Annotated in this window: 21 protein-coding genes; 13 read left to right on the top strand and 8 right to left on the bottom strand. The window is 64.3% G+C overall.

The window, feature by feature from the left end; all coding sequences use genetic code 11:
• Window positions 1–150: 150 nt before the first annotated feature.
• The 6 genes from FR699_RS10530 to FR699_RS10505 all read left to right on the top strand — a co-directional run bounded on the left by FR699_RS10530 (window position 151) and on the right by FR699_RS10505 (window position 6,834).
• Entirely contained in the window at window positions 151–579 is a 429-nt protein-coding gene (locus FR699_RS10530) for a hypothetical protein (protein WP_158855384.1), read from the top strand.
• A 196-nt stretch (window positions 580–775) separates the two neighbouring features.
• The gene (locus FR699_RS10525; protein ID WP_158855383.1) at window positions 776–1,531 is read left to right on the top strand and encodes an endonuclease NucS domain-containing protein; all 756 of its coding nucleotides are present in this window, start codon (window positions 776–778) and stop codon (window positions 1,529–1,531) included.
• A 54-nt stretch (window positions 1,532–1,585) separates the two neighbouring features.
• The gene (gene endA, locus FR699_RS10520; protein WP_158855382.1) at window positions 1,586–2,626 is read left to right on the top strand and encodes a tRNA-intron lyase; all 1,041 of its coding nucleotides are present in this window, start codon (window positions 1,586–1,588) and stop codon (window positions 2,624–2,626) included.
• A gap of 204 nt (window positions 2,627–2,830) precedes the next feature.
• Window positions 2,831–4,441: a tryptophan--tRNA ligase gene (locus FR699_RS10515; RefSeq protein ID WP_158855381.1), complete on the top strand. Its 1,611-nt coding sequence runs from the start codon at window positions 2,831–2,833 to the stop codon at window positions 4,439–4,441.
• 121 nt (window positions 4,442–4,562) lie between these two features.
• Complete coding sequence (locus FR699_RS10510) at window positions 4,563–5,957, top strand: response regulator (protein WP_158855380.1); 1,395 nt, start codon at window positions 4,563–4,565, stop codon at window positions 5,955–5,957.
• A gap of 64 nt (window positions 5,958–6,021) precedes the next feature.
• Entirely contained in the window at window positions 6,022–6,834 is an 813-nt protein-coding gene (locus FR699_RS10505) for a molybdopterin-synthase adenylyltransferase MoeB (protein WP_158855379.1), read from the top strand.
• A 161-nt stretch (window positions 6,835–6,995) separates the two neighbouring features.
• On the opposite strand, the gene FR699_RS10500 is transcribed toward FR699_RS10505, so the two are convergent.
• Window positions 6,996–7,292: a DUF6432 family protein gene (locus FR699_RS10500; protein ID WP_154552814.1), complete on the bottom strand. Its 297-nt coding sequence runs from the start codon at window positions 7,290–7,292 to the stop codon at window positions 6,996–6,998.
• A 152-nt stretch (window positions 7,293–7,444) separates the two neighbouring features.
• Between FR699_RS10500 and FR699_RS10495 the strand changes: the two genes are divergently transcribed.
• Window positions 7,445–8,161 (top strand): hypothetical protein, encoded by a 717-nt coding sequence (locus FR699_RS10495; protein ID WP_158855378.1) that lies wholly within the window; start codon window positions 7,445–7,447, stop codon window positions 8,159–8,161.
• Window positions 8,162–8,209: 48 nt separating this feature from the next.
• The gene (locus tag FR699_RS10490; protein ID WP_154552816.1) at window positions 8,210–8,605 is read left to right on the top strand and encodes a DUF5611 family protein; all 396 of its coding nucleotides are present in this window, start codon (window positions 8,210–8,212) and stop codon (window positions 8,603–8,605) included.
• A gap of 1 nt (window position 8,606) precedes the next feature.
• On the opposite strand, the gene sepF is transcribed toward FR699_RS10490, so the two are convergent.
• From sepF to FR699_RS10475, 3 genes are all read right to left on the bottom strand, one after another.
• Window positions 8,607–8,966, bottom strand: a complete 360-nt coding sequence (gene sepF / locus FR699_RS10485) for a cell division protein SepF (protein ID WP_154552817.1) — start codon at window positions 8,964–8,966, stop codon at window positions 8,607–8,609.
• Window positions 8,967–9,048: 82 nt separating this feature from the next.
• On the bottom strand, window positions 9,049–10,026 hold the full coding sequence (locus FR699_RS10480; protein WP_154552818.1) for a phytoene/squalene synthase family protein: 978 nt from the start codon (window positions 10,024–10,026) through the stop codon (window positions 9,049–9,051).
• 223 nt (window positions 10,027–10,249) lie between these two features.
• A complete protein-coding gene (locus FR699_RS10475; RefSeq protein WP_158855377.1) occupies window positions 10,250–10,480 on the bottom strand; it encodes a hypothetical protein in 231 nt (76 codons plus the stop codon).
• Between the two features lie 304 nt (window positions 10,481–10,784).
• Between FR699_RS10475 and FR699_RS10470 the strand changes: the two genes are divergently transcribed.
• On the top strand, window positions 10,785–11,672 hold the full coding sequence (locus tag FR699_RS10470) for an NAD(P)-dependent oxidoreductase (RefSeq protein WP_158855376.1): 888 nt from the start codon (window positions 10,785–10,787) through the stop codon (window positions 11,670–11,672).
• A 20-nt stretch (window positions 11,673–11,692) separates the two neighbouring features.
• Here FR699_RS10470 and FR699_RS10465 read toward each other — a convergent pair whose 3' ends face one another.
• Window positions 11,693–13,012: a ribonuclease R family protein gene (locus tag FR699_RS10465; protein ID WP_154552821.1), complete on the bottom strand. Its 1,320-nt coding sequence runs from the start codon at window positions 13,010–13,012 to the stop codon at window positions 11,693–11,695.
• Window positions 13,013–13,129: 117 nt separating this feature from the next.
• On the opposite strand from FR699_RS10465, the gene FR699_RS10460 reads away from it, so the two are divergent.
• From FR699_RS10460 to FR699_RS10445, 4 genes are all read left to right on the top strand, one after another.
• The gene (locus FR699_RS10460; protein ID WP_158855375.1) at window positions 13,130–13,660 is read left to right on the top strand and encodes a hypothetical protein; all 531 of its coding nucleotides are present in this window, start codon (window positions 13,130–13,132) and stop codon (window positions 13,658–13,660) included.
• Between the two features lie 131 nt (window positions 13,661–13,791).
• Window positions 13,792–14,292: an RNA-binding protein gene (locus FR699_RS10455; protein WP_158855374.1), complete on the top strand. Its 501-nt coding sequence runs from the start codon at window positions 13,792–13,794 to the stop codon at window positions 14,290–14,292.
• A gap of 67 nt (window positions 14,293–14,359) precedes the next feature.
• The gene (locus FR699_RS10450; RefSeq protein ID WP_158855373.1) at window positions 14,360–15,283 is read left to right on the top strand and encodes a ribokinase; all 924 of its coding nucleotides are present in this window, start codon (window positions 14,360–14,362) and stop codon (window positions 15,281–15,283) included.
• A gap of 57 nt (window positions 15,284–15,340) precedes the next feature.
• Window positions 15,341–16,285, top strand: coding sequence for a nucleoside hydrolase (locus FR699_RS10445; RefSeq protein WP_158855372.1), 945 nt, complete (start codon window positions 15,341–15,343; stop codon window positions 16,283–16,285).
• A 61-nt stretch (window positions 16,286–16,346) separates the two neighbouring features.
• On the opposite strand, the gene rpl12p is transcribed toward FR699_RS10445, so the two are convergent.
• From rpl12p to FR699_RS10430, 3 genes are read right to left on the bottom strand one after another with little or no spacing between them, the layout of a single operon-like run.
• Entirely contained in the window at window positions 16,347–16,694 is a 348-nt protein-coding gene (gene rpl12p / locus FR699_RS10440; protein WP_154552826.1) for a 50S ribosomal protein P1, read from the bottom strand.
• Window positions 16,695–16,708: 14 nt separating this feature from the next.
• Window positions 16,709–17,761 (bottom strand): 50S ribosomal protein L10, encoded by a 1,053-nt coding sequence (locus tag FR699_RS10435; RefSeq protein WP_158855371.1) that lies wholly within the window; start codon window positions 17,759–17,761, stop codon window positions 16,709–16,711.
• A 1-nt stretch (window position 17,762) separates the two neighbouring features.
• A complete protein-coding gene (locus FR699_RS10430; protein WP_154552828.1) occupies window positions 17,763–18,401 on the bottom strand; it encodes a 50S ribosomal protein L1 in 639 nt (212 codons plus the stop codon).
• Window positions 18,402–18,482: the final 81 nt, after the last annotated feature.

Genomic DNA, 18,482 nt, shown 5'->3' with positions numbered 1-18,482 from the left:
GCATCGCACTGGGCCGAAGCGTTCGTCTCCCCCGGCTCACGTCGGGCGGGACGTCGGTCCCTTCCAGACGAGGCTACAGCGAGCGAAGAATCGAGAGACAGAGTTGGCAAACAGTGCCCCGAGCGATTGCCAGCGGCGACTCCCGAACCGATGGCTGACAGACGCCAGTTCCTCACAGCGGTCGGAAGCGCGCTCGGAGTCGCATCGATCCTCGCCTGGTCCGGACCGGGGGTGCTCGACGGGACCGAGCCGACACACCCAGGCGGAACGGTCGTGATCGAGAACGTGGCCAACCAGTCGGTACGGGTCTCGATCACGGTCCTCGAAGACGACTGCGAGGCGGCGCTCGAAACGACGGTCCCCGGCGGCGAAACCCAGGTCTACCGCGAGTTCGTCGCTGCCGAGGCGGGGACCGTCCTCACCCTCGCGGCACACCTCGGCGACAGTGGCAGCCCGAAGACGATGGAATTTCTCCCTGCCGGCGGAGAGACCAACGCCCACCCGGAAGTGGCCCGACTGACGATCCACAACGCCGTCGAGGGGGACGCCGACTGGATCGTCGAGCCGGGCACACGGTGAGAGATGACACTGGCCTCTCGGAACGGCGGCAAACACGAGCGGTACCCGACAGGGTGACCGACCGCCATGAAGCGGCGAGCGGGCCGCGACCAGCGGCAGCATGGGACGGAGACACCGGAGATTGAGGCTGGTCGATCCGGGCCGCAGGGGTCGATCGTGCCGTTCGTTTATACCGGAGAGGGCGGCCAGCGGGCGTATGCACGATGGCATCTACGTCGTTGCCGGAGAGTGTACGACTACCTTCGACGGCTCGCGGGTTCGCGAGCACGAACAGCGCGGCCAGGTACTGGTGGTCGTCAAACCCGACAACACCGTGTTGGTCCACGACGCCGACGGCTACCAGCCGATCGCCTGGCTCACCCGCGCCGAGACGGTGACGATCGACGGGGCACACCTCGTTGCCAGCGACGGCGACCAGCGCCTCGCGGTCACGATTCACGACGAAACGGCGAGCGGTCGCTACCCCGCAAGCGCCGCCGGGACGCCAGTGGGCGAGTGCCCGGATTGTCGTGATGTGCTGGTCCGGGCCGCCGACGCGGTGGTCTGTACGGGGTGTGACGCCCGGTACGGACTCCCCGGCGACGCCGAGGTGCTCGAGACCGAGTGTGAGTGTGGTCTCCCGCGGATGCGAGTCGAACGAGGCCGGGCGTTCGAAGTCTGTGTCGACCGGGACTGTGAGTCGATGGACCAGGCCGTCACCGAGGCCTTCGATCGGGAGTGGGACTGTCCGAACTGCGAAAGTGCCCTTCGGATCATTCGCCGCGGTGGGTTGCTCGCTGGATGTGAACAGTACCCAGCGTGTGACACGGGATTTGCGTTCCCAGCCGGTGTCGTCGTGGACGAATGTGACTGTGGCCTGCCGCTGTTCGAGACGGCCGGCGGGCAGCGGTGTCTGGACGCGACCTGTGAAGCCTGGCGGACACCGGAATCAGAGACACCGGCGAACGCCTGAGGCACGCCGAGGGCGGACCGCAGGCCCTTTGATCCCGCGTTAGAACCTCAGTACATGGAACTGGTCCTCGAAAGCGGTGTCGTCCGTGGCGATGGCAGGGCTCGCGAGCAGTTTTACGACTCGCGAGGGTACGGCCGGCCGGTCGCGGAGGGCCTCGAACTGGCCCCCGTCGAGGCGGCCCACCTGCTGTATCGAAGCGACATCGAGTCCGTTCGAGACGCGGAAAGCGGTGAATCGCTGGACTTCCGGGCACTGCTGTCCTCGGCTGCCGTCTCCGAGATCGACGTCCTCGTGTATAAGGACCTGCGGGATCGGGGCTTTTACCTCTCGCCGGCACGGGACGGCTGGGTCGACGATCCTTCGGGGGCGGATTTCGTCGTCTATCCTCGTGGGAACGGCCCCTGGGACGAGGAGGTGGCCTACCGCGTGCGGGCCGAAAGTGAGCGGACGGCCGTTTCGGCGGCCTCGCTCGGCGAGAGCGTCCTGGCGGTCGTCGACGAGGAGTCGGCGATCACGTATCTCGAAACCGATTACCCGACTGTCGAGGGCACTTCCGGGCTCGATCTACCGACCGACGTCGAGGCCGACCTGCTGGGCGATCGGGTGCTGGTATGGGAGCCCCCGTCGAGACTCTACCACGAAGGGTTCTACGGACAGCCGCTGGACGACGACGCGGGCAAACCGCTCCAGCTCTCACTGGTCGAGGCCGCGGCCCTGGCCGGGCGTGGCGTGCTCGAGGTCGCGGGTGGCGAGGACGCGATCGTCGAGTGTGGCCGTGAGGTCGAAGGCGAGCGATTCGACCGCCGGCTTGCAGTCTACCGCGCCCTCCGGGACCGTGGCGTCGTGCCCAAGACGGGGTACAAGTTCGGTGCGGACTTCCGGACCTACGCTGACGTCGACACCGTCGATTCACTGGGCCACTCCGAGTTGCTCGTCCGAGTGCTGCCCGCCGACCACGCGTGTTCGCCGCGTGACCTCGCGCTCGACGTACGCCTCGCACACGGCGTCCGCAAACGGATGGTGTTCGCACTGGTGAGTAGTTCCGACAGCAAGACGGACATCGAGTGGCTCGAAGTCGGCCGACTGACGCCGTGAGGATGGAAAACCATTAAAGCCCTCCTGGTGGAGACGTACGCACATGGCGTCCACTTCCCCCGACGGCCGTCGCTGGCACCCCCGGGAAGTGGACAGTGTCGCCGTCGCCGGCCGGCGGGCGTAACTCGTCGCCCGGCGGGCGATGCTCCCTCCGCTTTCTCGGCCCGGTGGTTGCAGACTCCAATCACGCAAGACACGACAGCAATGACGCGAGATACACACTCCGACGACGAATCGATAGACAACCAACAGGGCGGGCCGATAGACCCACATCTCCGCACTGACGGCGGGGCCGCCGCCGGCGCAGACGACACGACGCTTGATCCGTGGGGGTCTTCGACGGTCGCCGATTACCGCAATCTCTTCGAGGAGTTCGGCATCGAGGAGTTCGAGACGATACTCCCCGAAGTGCCCGATCCCCACTACTTGATGCGCCGTGGCGTCATCTTCGGCCATCGGGACTACCGACCGGTCGCCCGCGCGATGCGCAATGGCGACCCCTTTGCGGTCCTCTCGGGGTTCATGCCGACCGGCGACCCCCACATCGGCCACAAGCTGGTCTTCGACGAGATCATCTGGCATCAACAGCAGGGCGGGGACGCCTACGGGCTGATCGCCGATCTGGAAGCCCACGCCGCCCGCGGGCTCACCTGGGAGGAGATCGACGAGCACGCCCGGGATTACATCCTCTCGCTGCTCGCACTCGGCTTCGACCCCGAGGAAGGGACGCTCTATCGACAGTCCGAGAACCGCGAGTTGCAGGACCTGGCCTTCGAACTCGGCGCAGAGGCCCGCTTTGCCGAGTTCGAGGGGATCTACGGGTTCGACGGTGAGACCGACGTCAGCCACATGCAAAGCGTCGTCACCCAGATGGCCGACATCCTCTACCCACAACTCGCGGAGCCAAAGCCGACCGTCATCCCGGTCGGCCCCGACCAGGACCCACACATGCGCCTGGCACGGGACGTCGCCGCCCGGACGCGATACTTCGGCGTCACGGCGGCCTACGCCTCCTTCGAGACCGACGACGAGGAACGGCAGCTCCTCGCGGCGGCCTACGAGACGCTCACAGCACAGCATCCCGACCAGACCATCCGGTGTGGCGACGCCGCTACGTATCTGGACAACGGGCGGGATCGCGACGCCACCGATCCCGACGCGATGACCGTCGATCGCGTCATCACGATGCTCCGGGAAGCTGGAAAGGAACCACTCCGGCCCCGGGTTCGGTTCCTCGATCGCAACGCGACCGAGGCGGCCTTCGAGGCGCTGATCGAAGCCATCGACGGCGAAAAGCGCGTCTACGACGAACACATCGACGCCTTCGACCTGGACCACGCCGAAGCCGAGCAACTCGCTCGCGAAGTCGAACTCGACCACGGCGGCTATGGCTTCCTGGCGCCATCCTCGATCTATCACCGCTTTATGACCGGGCTGACCGGCGGGAAGATGTCCTCGTCGGTCCCGGCGAGTCACATCAGCCTGTTGGACGACCCCGAAGACGGGTACGACAAAGTCAAAGCCGCGACGACGGGTGGCCGCGAGACAGCCGACGAGCAACGCGAGAAGGGCGGCAAGCCCGACGAGTGTCCGGTCTACGAGCTGTACGCGTATCTCCTGGCGAACGACGACGACGACCTGGCGACCGAGGTCTACGAGGAGTGTGCCGGCGGCGAACGCCTCTGTGGCGGCTGTAAAGAGCAGGCCGCCGAACTGATGGCACAGTTCCTCGAAGACCACCAAGAGGACCGCCAAGAGTGGGCGGAGCGACTCGACGACCTCGATATGTCGTTCGATTCGGCCCGCAAGCGGTGACGTGGCTGCAGAATAAAAGCGTTCGCGGAGCAGTCAGCAACCGTTAAAGGAGACAACCGAGGCCTGGGGGGCCTGGCGTGACGGGGATAGAGATTTGGCACCGTGTGCTGAATGGGGGCGTATGGACGGGCCGGTTCGGATACTACAGGTCGACGACGATCCGCAATTCGCCGAAGTGGTCGCCGAACTACTGGCCAGCCACAGCGACCACTTCGACGTCGAGATCGAATCGGACCCGGCAGCCGTGCCCGGTCGGCTGGCGAGTGATACCTTCGATTGTGTCGTCAGTGACTACCAGATGCCCGGGGTCGACGGTCTACAGTTACTCGATCGGGTCCGCACACGGTACCCGGATCTTCCGTTCGTCCTGTTTACGGGCAAGGGCAGCGAGGAAATCGCCAGTGACGCCATCGCCGCCGGCGTCACCGATTACGTCCGGAAGGGGACTGGCACCGAGCGGGTGGCGATCCTGGCAAACCGCATCGAAAACGCCGTCGAGCAGCACCGCGCCCAACAGCGCCTCAGCGATCAGACACGATCACTTCGCCGAAAAGACCGGGTGCTCGAAGCCATTCTCGAACACGTCCCGGTACACGTCTACGTCAAAGACGAGCAGGCCCGCCACACCTGGGTCAGCGACTACGGCTTCGGCTCACCGGCCCTCGTCGGGCAGACTGACGCCGAGTACTTCGACGCCGAGTGGGCCGAAGAAACCACCCGCGAAGAACTCGAAATCATCGAGACCGGCGAACCGATCGTCGATCAAGAGCGGTACGACCCGGAACGTGACATCTGGGTTCGGAACACGAAAGTCCCCTGGCGCGACGAGGACGGGGAAGTGACTGGAGTGGTCGGGGCGACCTGGGACGTGACCGAACGGGAAGACGCAAAGCGGGAGTGTGACCGCTATCACCGGCTGGTCGAAGGACTCCGGACCGCCGTCTCCCACGAGCTACGAAATCCGCTTCAGTTGGCGGCCGGTCGCCTCGAACTGGTCACCGAGGACTGCAACAGCGAGCATCTCTCGACGGTACTCCAGGCACACAGGGATCTGGAGGCGCGCATCGAAACGACGGTCACGCTCGCGGAAGCCGGCGAGCCGGTCGACGAGACGTCGACCATCGACGTCGAGACACTGGCGCGAGAAAGCTGGGATCGCCTCGACACTGCGGGCACGCTGGCCGTCGATGGCGACCCGACGATCGAAGCCGAGGCCAAGCGACTGGAGCAACTCCTCGAGGAGTTGCTCGAGAACGCCGAGGTCCACGGCGGTCCGGAACCGACGGTGACGGTTCGCGAGACCGCAGCGGGTTTCGCTGTGACCGACGAGGGGCCGGGTCCACCGGCGGGCGAGCACGATCGACTGTTCGACGTCGGGTACACGACCGAAGCCGACCGGCACGGCTACGGACTGGCGATTGCCCGGACGATCGCCGAGGCTCACGGCTGGTCGATCGATATCGACGACAGCGGGGGCGAGACGCGAGTCGACGTGCGGACCCAAGCCAGAGAGTGAGACGCCCCGAGCGATCGGTCGGCTGGAACGACCCGCTTATGATCCAGGCCCCCCAGGCGTAGGTATGGCGGCGTCGCTCGATCCAGCGCAACTCGATCGCTACTCCCGGCAGATCGTCCTCGAATCAGTCGGCCCAGACGGCCAGGGGCAACTGCTCGACAGTGCCGTATTGGTCGTCGGCGTCGGCGGACTCGGCGCGCCGGTCGTCCAGTATCTGGCCGCCGCCGGCGTTGGCCGGCTGGGGCTGGTCGACGGCGACGTCGTGGAACGATCGAACCTCCAGCGACAGGTCGTCCACGGAACCGAGGACGTCGGGCGGCCGAAAGTCGACAGCGCCGCGGCGTTCGTCGGCGATCTCAACCCGGACGTCACGGTCCAGACCCACGAGACGACGCTTTCGGCCGAGAACGCGCCGGCCCTCATCGACGAGTACGACGTGGTGGTCGACGCGACCGACAACTTCCCGGCTCGGTTCCTCATCAACGATGCCTGTACGCTGACGGGCACGCCGTTCGTCCACGGTGCCGTCTATCGCTTCGAAGGACAGGTCACGACCTTCGACGGAACCGGTCCCTGCTACCGGTGTCTGTTCCCGACGGCCCCACCGGAAGATGCCATCCCCGACTGTGCGACGGCGGGCGTTCTCGGGATCTTGCCCGGCACGATCGGGACCATCCAGGCGACCGAGACCATCAAACACCTGCTTGCGCTGGGGGACTCTCTTCAGGGCCGCGTGCTCCACTACGACGCGACGACGATGAACGTCGATGAAGTCCCGCTGCAATCCCGGCCGGAGTGCCCGATCTGTGGCGACCAGCCGGCCGTCGATTCGGTCCAGGCCGTCACCTACGAGGGCGACTGTGCGATCACAGAGTGAGCGACGAGCAGCGGGTCCGACACGTATTCACGAAAGGCCAACAAGCAAGGACTGTTGGGATCGGGTGGGGCCTGCAGTGGTATCGACGCCCCGTGGCGCGGCCCCTGTCGACTCAGTTATTGCCGAGCCCACTCCACTCGGTGGTCGCGGCGACGACGAATTCAAACGCCAAATTGGTCGCGAACGCGCTCGAAGAGTGATGGGGATTGCTCGTCCGACTCCGGCCCGATCACGTCCTCGTCGGGGACGATGACTGTCCGACCGTCGTCTTCCTCGGTCGCCTCGATCAGGTCGTCGGCTTTGAGATCGGCCAGGGCCGTCTCCAGGCGGTCGATGTCGACCGAGACACGCGACCGAATCTCGAAGACAGTCATGCCGTCCTCGGCGCGTTCGGCGAGCGCATCGAGTACCGCGACCTCAGTCTCCTCACGCGTGCGGTACTCCGGCTTGACTTGCATATCGCTGTGTTCGAGGCGATGGGATTTACGCTTGTTCCCGACACGGCCCAGCAGAGAACCCGAGGATCGAACGACGGCGTCCTCGTTCGAAGGGGAACCGACGACTCCGCCAAGCAGTACGCTTTTAACCTGTAGGCGGCGACTTCATGGCAATGGGTATCAAGTGTTCGCTGTTCGGACACGCGTTCGGTGAGGCGGCCGTCGAGCGCGAGCGCCAAGAGCAAGGGAGCGAGGTCGTCATCACGATCCGGGAAGTCGAAACGTGCGAGCGCTGTGGCGAAACGCGCGTCGTCTCCGAGAACAAGGAAGTAACGACCGTCGAAACGCCCGACGACGTGGCGTTAGGAGGGGCCGACGCTGCAGACGAGTCGGAAGCCGAGGACCCAGCCGAGAGCGACGCCGAGATCGTCGACGCAGAAGCGGGCGACGATGGCGGGACCCCCGATTCTGGCCCCGAGGAAGCAACCGTCGAGCCGCCGACGTCGGCGGCCGAGGACGACGGTGTCATCCTCGAAGACGACGAACCCGAGCAATCGGGTCGTGACCCTGGGGAGTGGCCCGAAGAAGAGACCGCGGAACCGGAGGCCGAACCGCCGGTGGATCTGGAACCGCCCGAACAAGAGCTGTCTGTCGGCGAGGAGTCACCGTCGGTCGAGGACCACGCCGAAGAAGCCGACTCGGCCGTCTGGTCGGAGACGGCACCCGATCTGGATGGCGAGCAGGCCAGTGAGACGACGGCAACCGTCCCGGACGGGCAGTTCCAGTGTAGCGAGTGTGCGTTCAGTACCTCGGTCGAAGCCTCGTCGCTCCGCGCTGGGGACTACTGTCCGGAGTGTCACCGGGGCACACTCGTCCACGAGGCCGAGTGATCGAACCGACGCGAAAAGGGTAAACCCGCGCTTCACGAACGGACCTCCATGCGCGAGTACAAGATGCGACGGGGCGAATATCTCGAAGAGCGCGTCCCGGACATGCGGGCGAAAGTCGAGGAGTTTTTCGGCCCCATCGCCGGCACTGAACCGTACAACGACACGGAATTGCTCATCGTCGAAGACCCGGACAACCCCGTCTTCGAACGGGTAACGGTCGGCACTGTCCCCTACAGCGGCAAGAAAGACAAGCTTGCACTCGACATCGAGGAACGACCCGCAGAGGAAGTCATCGCGGCAGGAGACGTCGAAGCCGCCGAAGAAGCCGTCGCGATCAAAAACGACTTCCTCGAAGAGTCGACCGGTCGTGACGCGAAAGCACGCCGGGATTCGATGAAGCGAGACGTCGAAGACGACGCCGACGCACCCGACGATATCTCGTAATCTACCGGCCGAGGCGTTCGCGACTGACCGCGACCCCTGATGGGGTGATGATCAACTGGTCGTCGTCTTTCTGGACGATGTCGCCGCCGACCTCGTTTGCGACCTGTTTGAGTTCGTCGCTGATGTGTTCCATCGTCCGATCTTTGGTCGTGTGGCGCGTGATATCGGCGATCACGATATCGCCGTCGTAGACCGCATCCTTGATCTCGATGACGTCCTGTTTCTCGCCGATCCGGGCGATCCGGACCTCTCGCTGGGCGGTTTCCGCTGTCGTGTCGATGTCTTGTGCGTCCAGTTCGACGTAATCGTCTGTCCGCCGAGAGGTACCAGTGCCGCCGAGAATCTTGCTCATTAGTCCCATAGGCGTGTGAGCGGCCGGAACGGGTTTAGGCTTTACGTCAGACACAGTGGCAGGGAACGCCAGACGTCCAGGCACGAGCACTTCAGGCGACTTGCTCCGGGACAGTCCGGAAAGCCCGGCTTCGATCGGCGTCCTCGTCGGTGTCGCCGATCGCACTGGCGGCGTAGAACGCCGTCTCCGGGTCGCCGGTGCGGCGCCAGTGGTAGTAGGTCTTGGCGACGAGCCACAGCCGCCGGGTTTTCGACAGTGAAGCGTCTTCGTTCAAGACATCGTAGTCGATGGCTCTGATGCGCCGATGGTGCTCGGCATAGAGGACCGCCGCCAGCAGGACGGCAAACTGGGCGTCGGAAGGCAGATAGCGGATCCCCGCGACTCCATGGCGGTACAGCGACTCCGTTCGGGCCAGAGCAGTCCGGATCGCGGCAGCGACGTCCTCGGTCATCTCGCCCCGTCTGAGCTGGTCTTCCGTCACGTCGAAGCGTTCGAGAGTCTCACGGGGGAGATACACCCGGTCGTACTCACAGATGTCTTCCCGAACGTCACGGACGAAGTTCGTCAGCTGGAAGGCTTCCGCCAGCGACCGGGCGTGAGGGTCGGCGCGGTCGCGTTCGGCCACGTCCATGACTGTCATCATCATGTTGCCAACGGCGGCAGCCGACCCACGCATGTACTCGGTCAGTTCGTCGTAGGTCTCGTAGCGTGCTTTCTCGATATCCTGCTCCATGGCATCGACGAAGACATCGATCTCGTCGGAATCGAGGTCGTTGCGCTCGGCCAGCGTCCGGAACGCATCGAGAACCTCCCGTTCGTCCGCCGAGAGCACTGACGTCTCCGCGCTCTCACCTTTCGCCGCAGCGCGAATCGCGTTCAGTTTGTGCCGTTGTTGGTCGACAGGTGGGGGATCCTCCTGATCGACGACCTCGTCTGCGATCCGGAAGAACGCGTACAGTACGTACGTCGCTCGCCGAGTCCGATTTGGCAGTAGTCTCGTCGCGACGTAGAACGTCGTCCCTGTGCGGCGATGGATGGCTTTGCTGGTTGTGATGGGTTCAGATGACATCGAGATCTATCGTGACAGTGACGCTGTTAGCATCCGTCGTTTGTAAGGGTACCGACAGTCGCAATGTGGTGACTTCGTTGTCACGTGAGACATTAGCTGAGGATTTTGTTAAACAGAATACCCAACCAGTTTGGGAACGACACCCACTGCCGGCTCCCGACGAGTCAGCTTTGCAAGCGACATCACGCACACCGAACGAGGGGCCACGAAAATGTGTCGCGAGTCACGGCGAGTCGCCGACCCGGGGCGGATTGAAGAACAGTCCATCGAGTACGACCACCGCACCCAGAAGCGAGGCCCCAACCATCGTCACGTGGATCGGTAGCGAGCCGATACTGCTCATCATCGCGGCCACGATGAACACCACGGGAATGGCCGCGAGATGGATATCGTACCGGGACCGCAGAGCAAGTGGGCGCTTGCCGACGGTCAAACCGCGGGAACGATCACTCACAGCCATCGTTTCACCTCGTCTGTCACTAATCGCTGTCCGCACTAAAAAAATTCTGCAAGACTTGAACGAACACACGCGAAACAGTCTGCATTATTCTATAAAACACACATAAAAGTTACGAAAATATATTTATATTCAACGCATAAGTTATGGACGGTCGGTTACGTCTGCGTCTCATTGGCGGGCCCGGCAACTGGCCTCGATGTTCGTCGACGGGGAGGGATCTCCGCTGAACACCACGCCGGAATGTAGCTCGTGGAAGGGCAGAACGCATCTTTATGTCCAGCGGATCAGAAAGCGACCTATGCCCGAGACAATCGTCGTCACTGGCGCACTCGGCGGTGTCGGGAGTTGGCTCGTCGAGAGACTACGAGGGGAGTACACCGTCGTCGCCGTCGATCTGACACTGCCGGAGACAACCACTGTCGATAGTGTAGACTTCCAGGCGGTCGATCTGACCGACCAGGGACCGGTCTGGGAGACCATTCTGGATGCGGATCCGGCCGCAGTCGTTCACTGTGGGAACGTTCCTCACGAGGAAGACAACGCCGGTGGGGACGTCTACGAGAACAACGTCACGAGCACGTATCACACCCTGGAAGCGGCCGGGCGGGCCGGGGCGGACATCGTCTGGACGTCGAGTGAAACCGTCTACGGGACCCACTGGCCCGAGCCGGAACTCCCGGACTCACTGCCGATACCTGAAACACAGCCGGTCGAGCCGTGGAACGGCTACGAGACGTCGAAGCTCGCGGGCGAGGCAGCAGCCACCCGTGTAGCGAACGCGTTCGACGTCTCCGTCGCCTCACTGCGTGTCTCCTGGGTCCAGTATCCCGGCCGATACGAGGTGACGCCGCTCCGGGAGCAGTTCGACGTCGAGAGTGCCGGACGCTTCGGCAATTTCTGGTCGTACATCGACGTGCGGGACGTCGCCTCGCTCGTCGAGGCGACACTGGAGGCTGACTTCGAGGGCCACGAAGTGTTCAACGCGTTCGGCCCCGACAACTTCCTCGGTGTCGAGACGGCCAGAGCAATCGAGGCAGGCTTTGGCTCCCTGCCCGAGGACTGTGACCTGACGGGCGAGCAATCGGCGTTCTCGACTGCAAAGGCCGAGTCACTGCTGGACTGGAAACCAGAGCATTCCTGGAAAACCGCCGAAGACGAATCGATCAGCGGGCCGGCGTTCGTCTAAGTTGGCTCCAGTGGCGGCGATCAGTCGTCCGCGACGACTTCGATGCCGCGGTTGTTGACCGCCGCGGGGTCGAGACCGACTTCTTCGAGAAAGCCTTTGTACTCACGTTCACACTGTTCTGCGTCCTGCTGTTTGTCGCTGGCTCGATCACACAACGCCAGGAGGTCTTCGGGCACGTCGTTGGTGTGGACGATCCAGTGGTTGATGAGATCGGAAAGTCGGCGGATGGGCGAGGTGAAGTGCCCATAGATCTCGAAGTTCAGCGCGTGGTGGCCCCCGAAGGGGTCGTTCATGTACTTCGCCCGGGGCATCACCTTCATGACGGCCCACTGGATCTTGTCCAGTTGGCGCTGAGGGGCATCTTCGAGGGTGGCGTTGACGGCCATGCGGGGGTCGTCCCAGGCCCCGCCGGGTATCGAGACACCATCGAGATCCTGGATTTCCTGGAGGGCCTCGCTCCACTCGTCGGGGCTAGGTTGGGGATGGACGCGGTACATCGCCTCGACGCCGCGATCCCACATGAGGACGTGCGTGACGGCCTTATTGGCCTTGAGCATGCACTCTTCGATGATCGTGTGGGCACGATCCCGACGGGGATTCAAGACCAGGCTGCCGTCCTCCTTGCGCTGCTCGTGCATCTGGTCGGCCAACTCCCAGACCTGCTGGGTCTTTTCGGCGAGATCGACCGACTGGTCTTCGAGGACATCTTCGGCCGTCTCTGGCTCGTCGAGCAAGCGCTCGGCCTCCGTGTAGGTCAACCGGGCGTCGCTGCGGATGACGGACTTGTAGATCTCGATGTTCTCGTATGAGAGGGTCTCGGGATCTAAGTGCATCTCGACGGTGTGAGCCAGCCGGTCCTCGTTGGGAACCAGCGAACAGACGGTCTCGGCGAGGATCGGCGGCAACATGTGGACGGTGTAGCCCGGCAAGTAGACGGTGTTGGCCCGCTCGACGGCCGAACGCCACATCGCCGTGTCCGGGTTCACGTAGTGGGTCACGTCGGCGATGTGGACCCACAGGACGATCTCGTCGTCGCGGCGTTCGATCGAGATAGCGTCGTCGAAGTCCTGGGCATCGATCGGGTCGGTCGTCCACGTCGTCAGTTCGCGGAGATCCTGGCGCTCGTCGACGGCGTCGGCGATGTCGGCTTCGTAGTTCGTCGTCGCTTCCTCGGCCTCCTCGATGACGTCTGGGGGGAAGCCGTCTGGAATCTCGAACTTCTCGAAGAGTTCCTCACGTTTGTTCGCTAAGTGGCGGGCCATCTCCTCGTCGATCTCGACTGGCCCCTGACCCTCGGGCGTGCCATGGGCGGCTTGGGCGTCTTCCTCTTGGGCGGTCATGCCCACCGGTACGGTCAGCCGGTAGGTAGGCGTTTCGACGCCGTCCACCGACGAAGTGCTGGGCGATGACACAGCGTTAGGGGCAATTATTTCCGACTATTGTGCGTAGTTTGGGCCATGAAGCGTCGTGACCTCCTCGCTGTCCTCGGTGGCGTCGTCGGGAGTGCCCTGGCGGGTTGCACAGAAGGCAGCGAGGACACCGCGACCTCCAGCGCTGGCCCGACCGCCGACGTCCCGACGGTCGGGAATATCACCGTTCCGGACCCGGCGAACGTGACTGTCGAGACTGTCACCGTCGAAGACGTCACCGTCGAGGAGCCAACGGACGTGGCCACCGCACCTGACGTTGCATTCTGTCCCGACCACGACGACATCGACGTGGTGAACCACTCGCTGGCAGCCACGACCGACGAGATATACTACGTCGAGGGAACCGTCCGAAACGAGGGGAGCGACAGTACGTGCTCGTTTGTTCTCCTCGATATCGAGTATCCCAACGACCGACGCGAGACGGACGCGATGTTCGTGGGGAATCTCGATCCAGCGGAAACCGGCACGTTCAGTCTCGGCCCTCTCAATCTCAGCGACGCAGACCCAGAGTCCGTCGGGTACAAAATCTACGTGAGCAACGAGTCCTGGGACGAGTGACTCCTCGGTATCGACCCCTAACGGAGTGCAATGCTCCTGGCAGACGACCATGCAGGTGGAGACACCGGCCGAGCGAGACGCCGGTGGCGGAGAGCGGTCGATTTAACCCCTGCCGACGCCAGTGGACGGATATGAACGTCAAATCCCGCCACCACCTCCGGGCGGACGCCATCGATGCGATCGAGGACGCCCTGGCCGACGGACTGGGCGTCGAACTGGGCGCCGACACCTACGAGAAAGTCACCTTCGAGGACAGCGACTGGGAGGTCGTCCTCGTCGACGGGGAACCCACTGTCTTCTATGTCCCCGACGACGACTCCGGCGGGGCCGACGACCCGTTCCTGACGGTCCGGGGTGCCAACGACCACCCACCCGCCGAGAACGTCGTCACCGTCGACGCCGGCGCGATCTCGTTCGTCTCCGACGGGGCAGACGTGATGCGGCCCGGGATCACCGAAGCCGACGAGTCGATCGCGGCCGGCGATCTGGTCGTCATCGCCGAGGAGAACCACGGGAAAGTGCTGGCAGTCGGACGGGCGCGGGTCGACGGCGCAGAGATGGTCGGTGAGGAGGGGAAGGTCGTCGACACGATCCACCACGTCGGGGACGACCTCTACGAGTTTGCGGGCTGAGTCACCGGTCCGGGAGACACGGACTTCGGGGAGAAGACGTATTTCGCGAGCCGACGGATAGGACGGTATGAGCCACGTCTACGTCGCCGGCAGCATCAACCAGGATATCACGGCGCGTGTCCAGCGCCGACCGCGGCCCGGCGAGACGGTCTCGGGCGAGTCCGTCTCGTACGCGCTTGGCGGAAAGGGAGCCAACCAGGCGATTGCAGCCGCACGATCGGGGGCGTCCGTCGACCTGCTCGGCGCCGTCGGCAGCGATCGATTCGGCGAGGAATTGCTGGCCGATCTCGACGCTGAAGACGGACTCTCGACGGCACACGTCAGGCGTATGCCGAACACCTCGACCGGAGTCGCGCTCGTCACCGTCGATGCGGACGCCGAAAACGCCATCGTCGCCGTCCCCGGAGCCAACGCCACACTCGCCCCGGAACACGTCACAGACGTCGAAATAACCGGTGAGGCCGTCGCCCTCTCCCAGTTCGAGGTCCCACAGCCGACGATCCAGGCATTTTTCGAGTGGGCACAGTCCCGGGGCGCGACCACGATCTTGAACCCGGCACCGGCCGAGGACGTTCGTGACGGGCTTCTCGAAGTCGTCGACTATCTCGTCGTGAACGAAACGGAAGCCCTGTTCTACAGCGATGGAGACGCCGACAGCGAGCTCTCGATGGCCGAGCTGGCGGCGACGGCCGCAGATCTGCGTGCACACGACGAGCAGGTCGTCGTCGTCACGCTTGGCGGGGCGGGCGTCTTCGCGAGCACACCGTCGGAGACAATCGAGCTGGACGCCTACGCTGTCGATCCCGTCGACACCACCGGGGCAGGGGACGCGTTCGTCGGTGCGTTCGCTACGGCGATCGGTGATGGCCTCTCGCTCCGTGACGCGCTCGATCTCGGGACTGCCGCCGGAGCACTCGCGGCGACCGAGGCCGGTGCGACGCCCTCGCTGCCGAGGCGGACAGCGATCCAAGACATCCGTCAAGACGCGTGAAAGACCCGGCAGGCCGCGCGACACAAGATATCTAAGTCGAGGACCAGAACCGACGACATGGCAGACCGCATCATCGTCGACACCGACACCGCGACCGACGATACACTTGGCATTCTGCTTGCCGTTTTATCCGACCGCGTCACTGTCGAAGCACTGACGATCGGGGCCGGCAACGTTGCTTTCGATCGCCAGGTCGAAAATGCGAAGTACACGCTACAGCTCGCTGACGCCGCCGCGCAGATCCCTGTCTACGAGGGCGCACGATCGCCGTTGGTCAAAGACCACGACCACGCCACGGACGTCCACGGCGAAGGCGGACTCGGGCCAGATCTCGTCGCTGAGACTGACGTCCCCTCGGCCGATGGCTTCGGGCCAGAGTATATCGTCGAGATGGCCCGCGAGCATCCCGACGAGATCACGCTCGTGTGTCTGGCCCCGCTCACCAACCTCGCACTCGCCGTCCAACGCGAGCCGAATCTGAACGACCTCCTCGCCGATATCGTCGTCATGGGCGGGAACGTCCACACTGCGGGCAACGTCACGCCGGCTGCCGAATTCAATTTCTGGGCCGACCCCGACGCGGCAAAGATCGTTCTCGACCGCTTCGACGTCACGCTGGTCGACTGGGGACTCACCCTGCGGGACGGCACGCTCGATGGGACCGCCGAAAAGCGAATCGTCGACGCCGCCGAGGACGCCCGGTTGGCTTCGTTCTACGAGACGGTCTTCCAGCCGGGTGACGTCGACGGTTCCGGCATCCAGCCCGACGCGCTCGCGACCGCTGTGGCTGTCTTCCCGGAGCTGATCGAGCGACGCCGGACCGACGCCGTCGACGTAGACGACCGCGAGGGGCTGACGCGTGGGTACACGTCCGTCGACAGCGATGACGTCACGGACCGCGAGCCACGAACCGACGTCATCGAGTCCGTCGATGCGGACGGCTTCCAAGCAGTGCTCGTCGAGACGCTCGTCGCTGGCGACCCGGATCGGGCACGCGAGTAAACGAGACCGACCAGTCGCTGTGGGGGCAGAGTCAACGTCGAAAAGACGGTGCCGTCGGCAGTTAGCCGAACAACTCGCCGAGGCCTTCGCCGTCGGCCTCCTCGTCATCGTCGTCGCCGGCTTCTTCCTCGTCGCCGCCTTCGTCCTCGTCGTCGGCTTCGGCTTCCTCGTCGTCGCTTTCCTCAGCAGCTTCGACTTCGCCGCCGGCAGCGCCGCCCGTCGCGGCAGGCACGGCAGCGGCTTCCTCGACGGCCTCGTCGATGTCGACGTCCTCTAAGGCGGCCACGAGGGCCTTCACGCGGGATTCCTCGACGTCGACGCCGGCAGCGTCGAGCACGTCCGTCAGGTTGTCTTCGTTGATCTCTTCGCCCGTTTCGTTCAGGATGAGTGCTGCGTAAACGTATTCCATTGGTGTATCCTCCGTTATCCGAACATCTCGCCGAGTGCATCGCCGCCGTCTTCGTCGTCGCCGTCGTTGCCGTCGTCGCCGTCGTCGCCGTCGGCGTCAGCCGCCTCGGCTTCCTCGGTGGCGTCCTCGGCATCGCTGTCTTCGTCTGCCTGTTCCTCGGTGGTCTCGGGGGTGACCTCGACGCCTTGAAGCTCCTCCGGCAGGGCCTCCTCGTCGTCGATCCGGCTCGCGAGCGTGCGAACCTGTGCGTCGGCCTTGCTCACGAGGTCGTCGGCCAGGTCCGGACTCTCGATGGAGGCCTGCAGGCCGAGGCTCTTTGCCTCGCCGCGGGCCTTCTGGAGCAGCGTCGGCCCCGTCTCGGCCGTCGGGAAGACGGCATTGACCGAGAGGTTCCGGGCACGGCCGGCCGCCGCCTGGACGTCGCTGCGGTACTGCTCGATATCGAGTTCGAGGTCCGCGGGTTCGAAGAGGACGCCCTCGGCGTAGACGGCACGCAGGTCCAGCCCGACTTCCTTGGGCTCGATGCCGAGTTCGGCCAGCACGTTCGAAAGCTCGGCCGAGACTTCGCCACCGGCTTCGAGTACTGTCGAGTCCTCGAGGACCTTGATCGAGCCTTCCTGGATGCGGGCGTTGGCGCCGACGCTCTGTAGCTCGCCGACGAACGGCCCGGGGTCGATTCCCGTGTCACCCTCGGGGATGACAATATCGTTGGGTGCGACCTCGCCGGCGTTGATCGGGGCCGACGTCTTCGAGGCTTCCAGTTGCTGGTAGAGCCCGAAGGGATTGTCGTTGGTCCCGATCAGGCCGACGTGGCCCGAGATGTACGTGACGAGCTCTCCGAGGCCGTCGTCGACCGCTTCGAGGGCACGCTCGACGAGTGTGTTCCGGCTGACCCGCAGCTCCGCGGTGCCGTAGAGGTTCCGGCGCATGTCCTGGAGCTGCTGGCTGGGGATCCCCGTCAGGTCGACGATACCGACGCTGTCGTACGACTGAAGCGTCTCGACGAGGTCGTCGATTTCTTCCCGCTTCCAGGCGGGAATCGTCTCGGTCTTGCGCTCGGCGCTCATCTCAGGCCACCTCCACAGCGGGACCCATAGTCGTCTTGATGTACACCGAGTCGAGGTTCAGCGGCCCTTTCTCCAGGTCGGCGTGGAGCCGGCGCAGAATGACGTCGATGTTGTCCGCGATCTCCTCGGCGGACATGTCCTCGGCACCGACGCGCGTGTGGAACGTGCGTCGGTCGCCGCTGCGCAGCTGGACCGTGTTTTTCATCCGCTCGACGATTTCGACGACGTCGTCGTCGGGCTGGAGTGGCTCGGGCATCTTCCCGCGTGGACCGAGCACAGTCCCGAGATACCGACCGATATCCTGCATCAGCGACGCTTCGGCGATGAAGAAGTCGGTCTCGTCGGCGAGGTCTTTGGCCTGGTCGTCGTCGTCGCCGAGGTCTTCGAGATCGTCGCCGTCGAGAACGTCGTCGGCGACGTCCTCGGCACGGATCGCGGTCTCGCCGTCGGCGAAGACCACGATGGTGGTCTCCTGGCCAGTGCCGGCTGGAAGAACCACGCTCTCATCGATACGATTCGACGGGTCGTCAAGGTCTATATCGCGCAGATTGACTGCGAGGTCCACCGTCTCGGTGAAATTCCGGTCGGGCGAATCCTCGAGTGCGCGAGAGACTGCATCCTCTATGTCCTGATCTGCCATTGTTCACCTCCGTAGTGCGCCATTTGGCTCCTACGGGTCAGTGAAACAGGCGGCTTGCCTGTCTCGACCGAAGCAACGCCG

The organism is Halorhabdus sp. CUG00001 (genome assembly GCF_009797925.1).
GTDB lineage: Archaea > Halobacteriota > Halobacteria > Halobacteriales > Haloarculaceae > Halorhabdus.
Note: the sequence above shows the minus strand (reverse complement) of the source record. Positions and strands in the feature narration are given on the sequence as shown.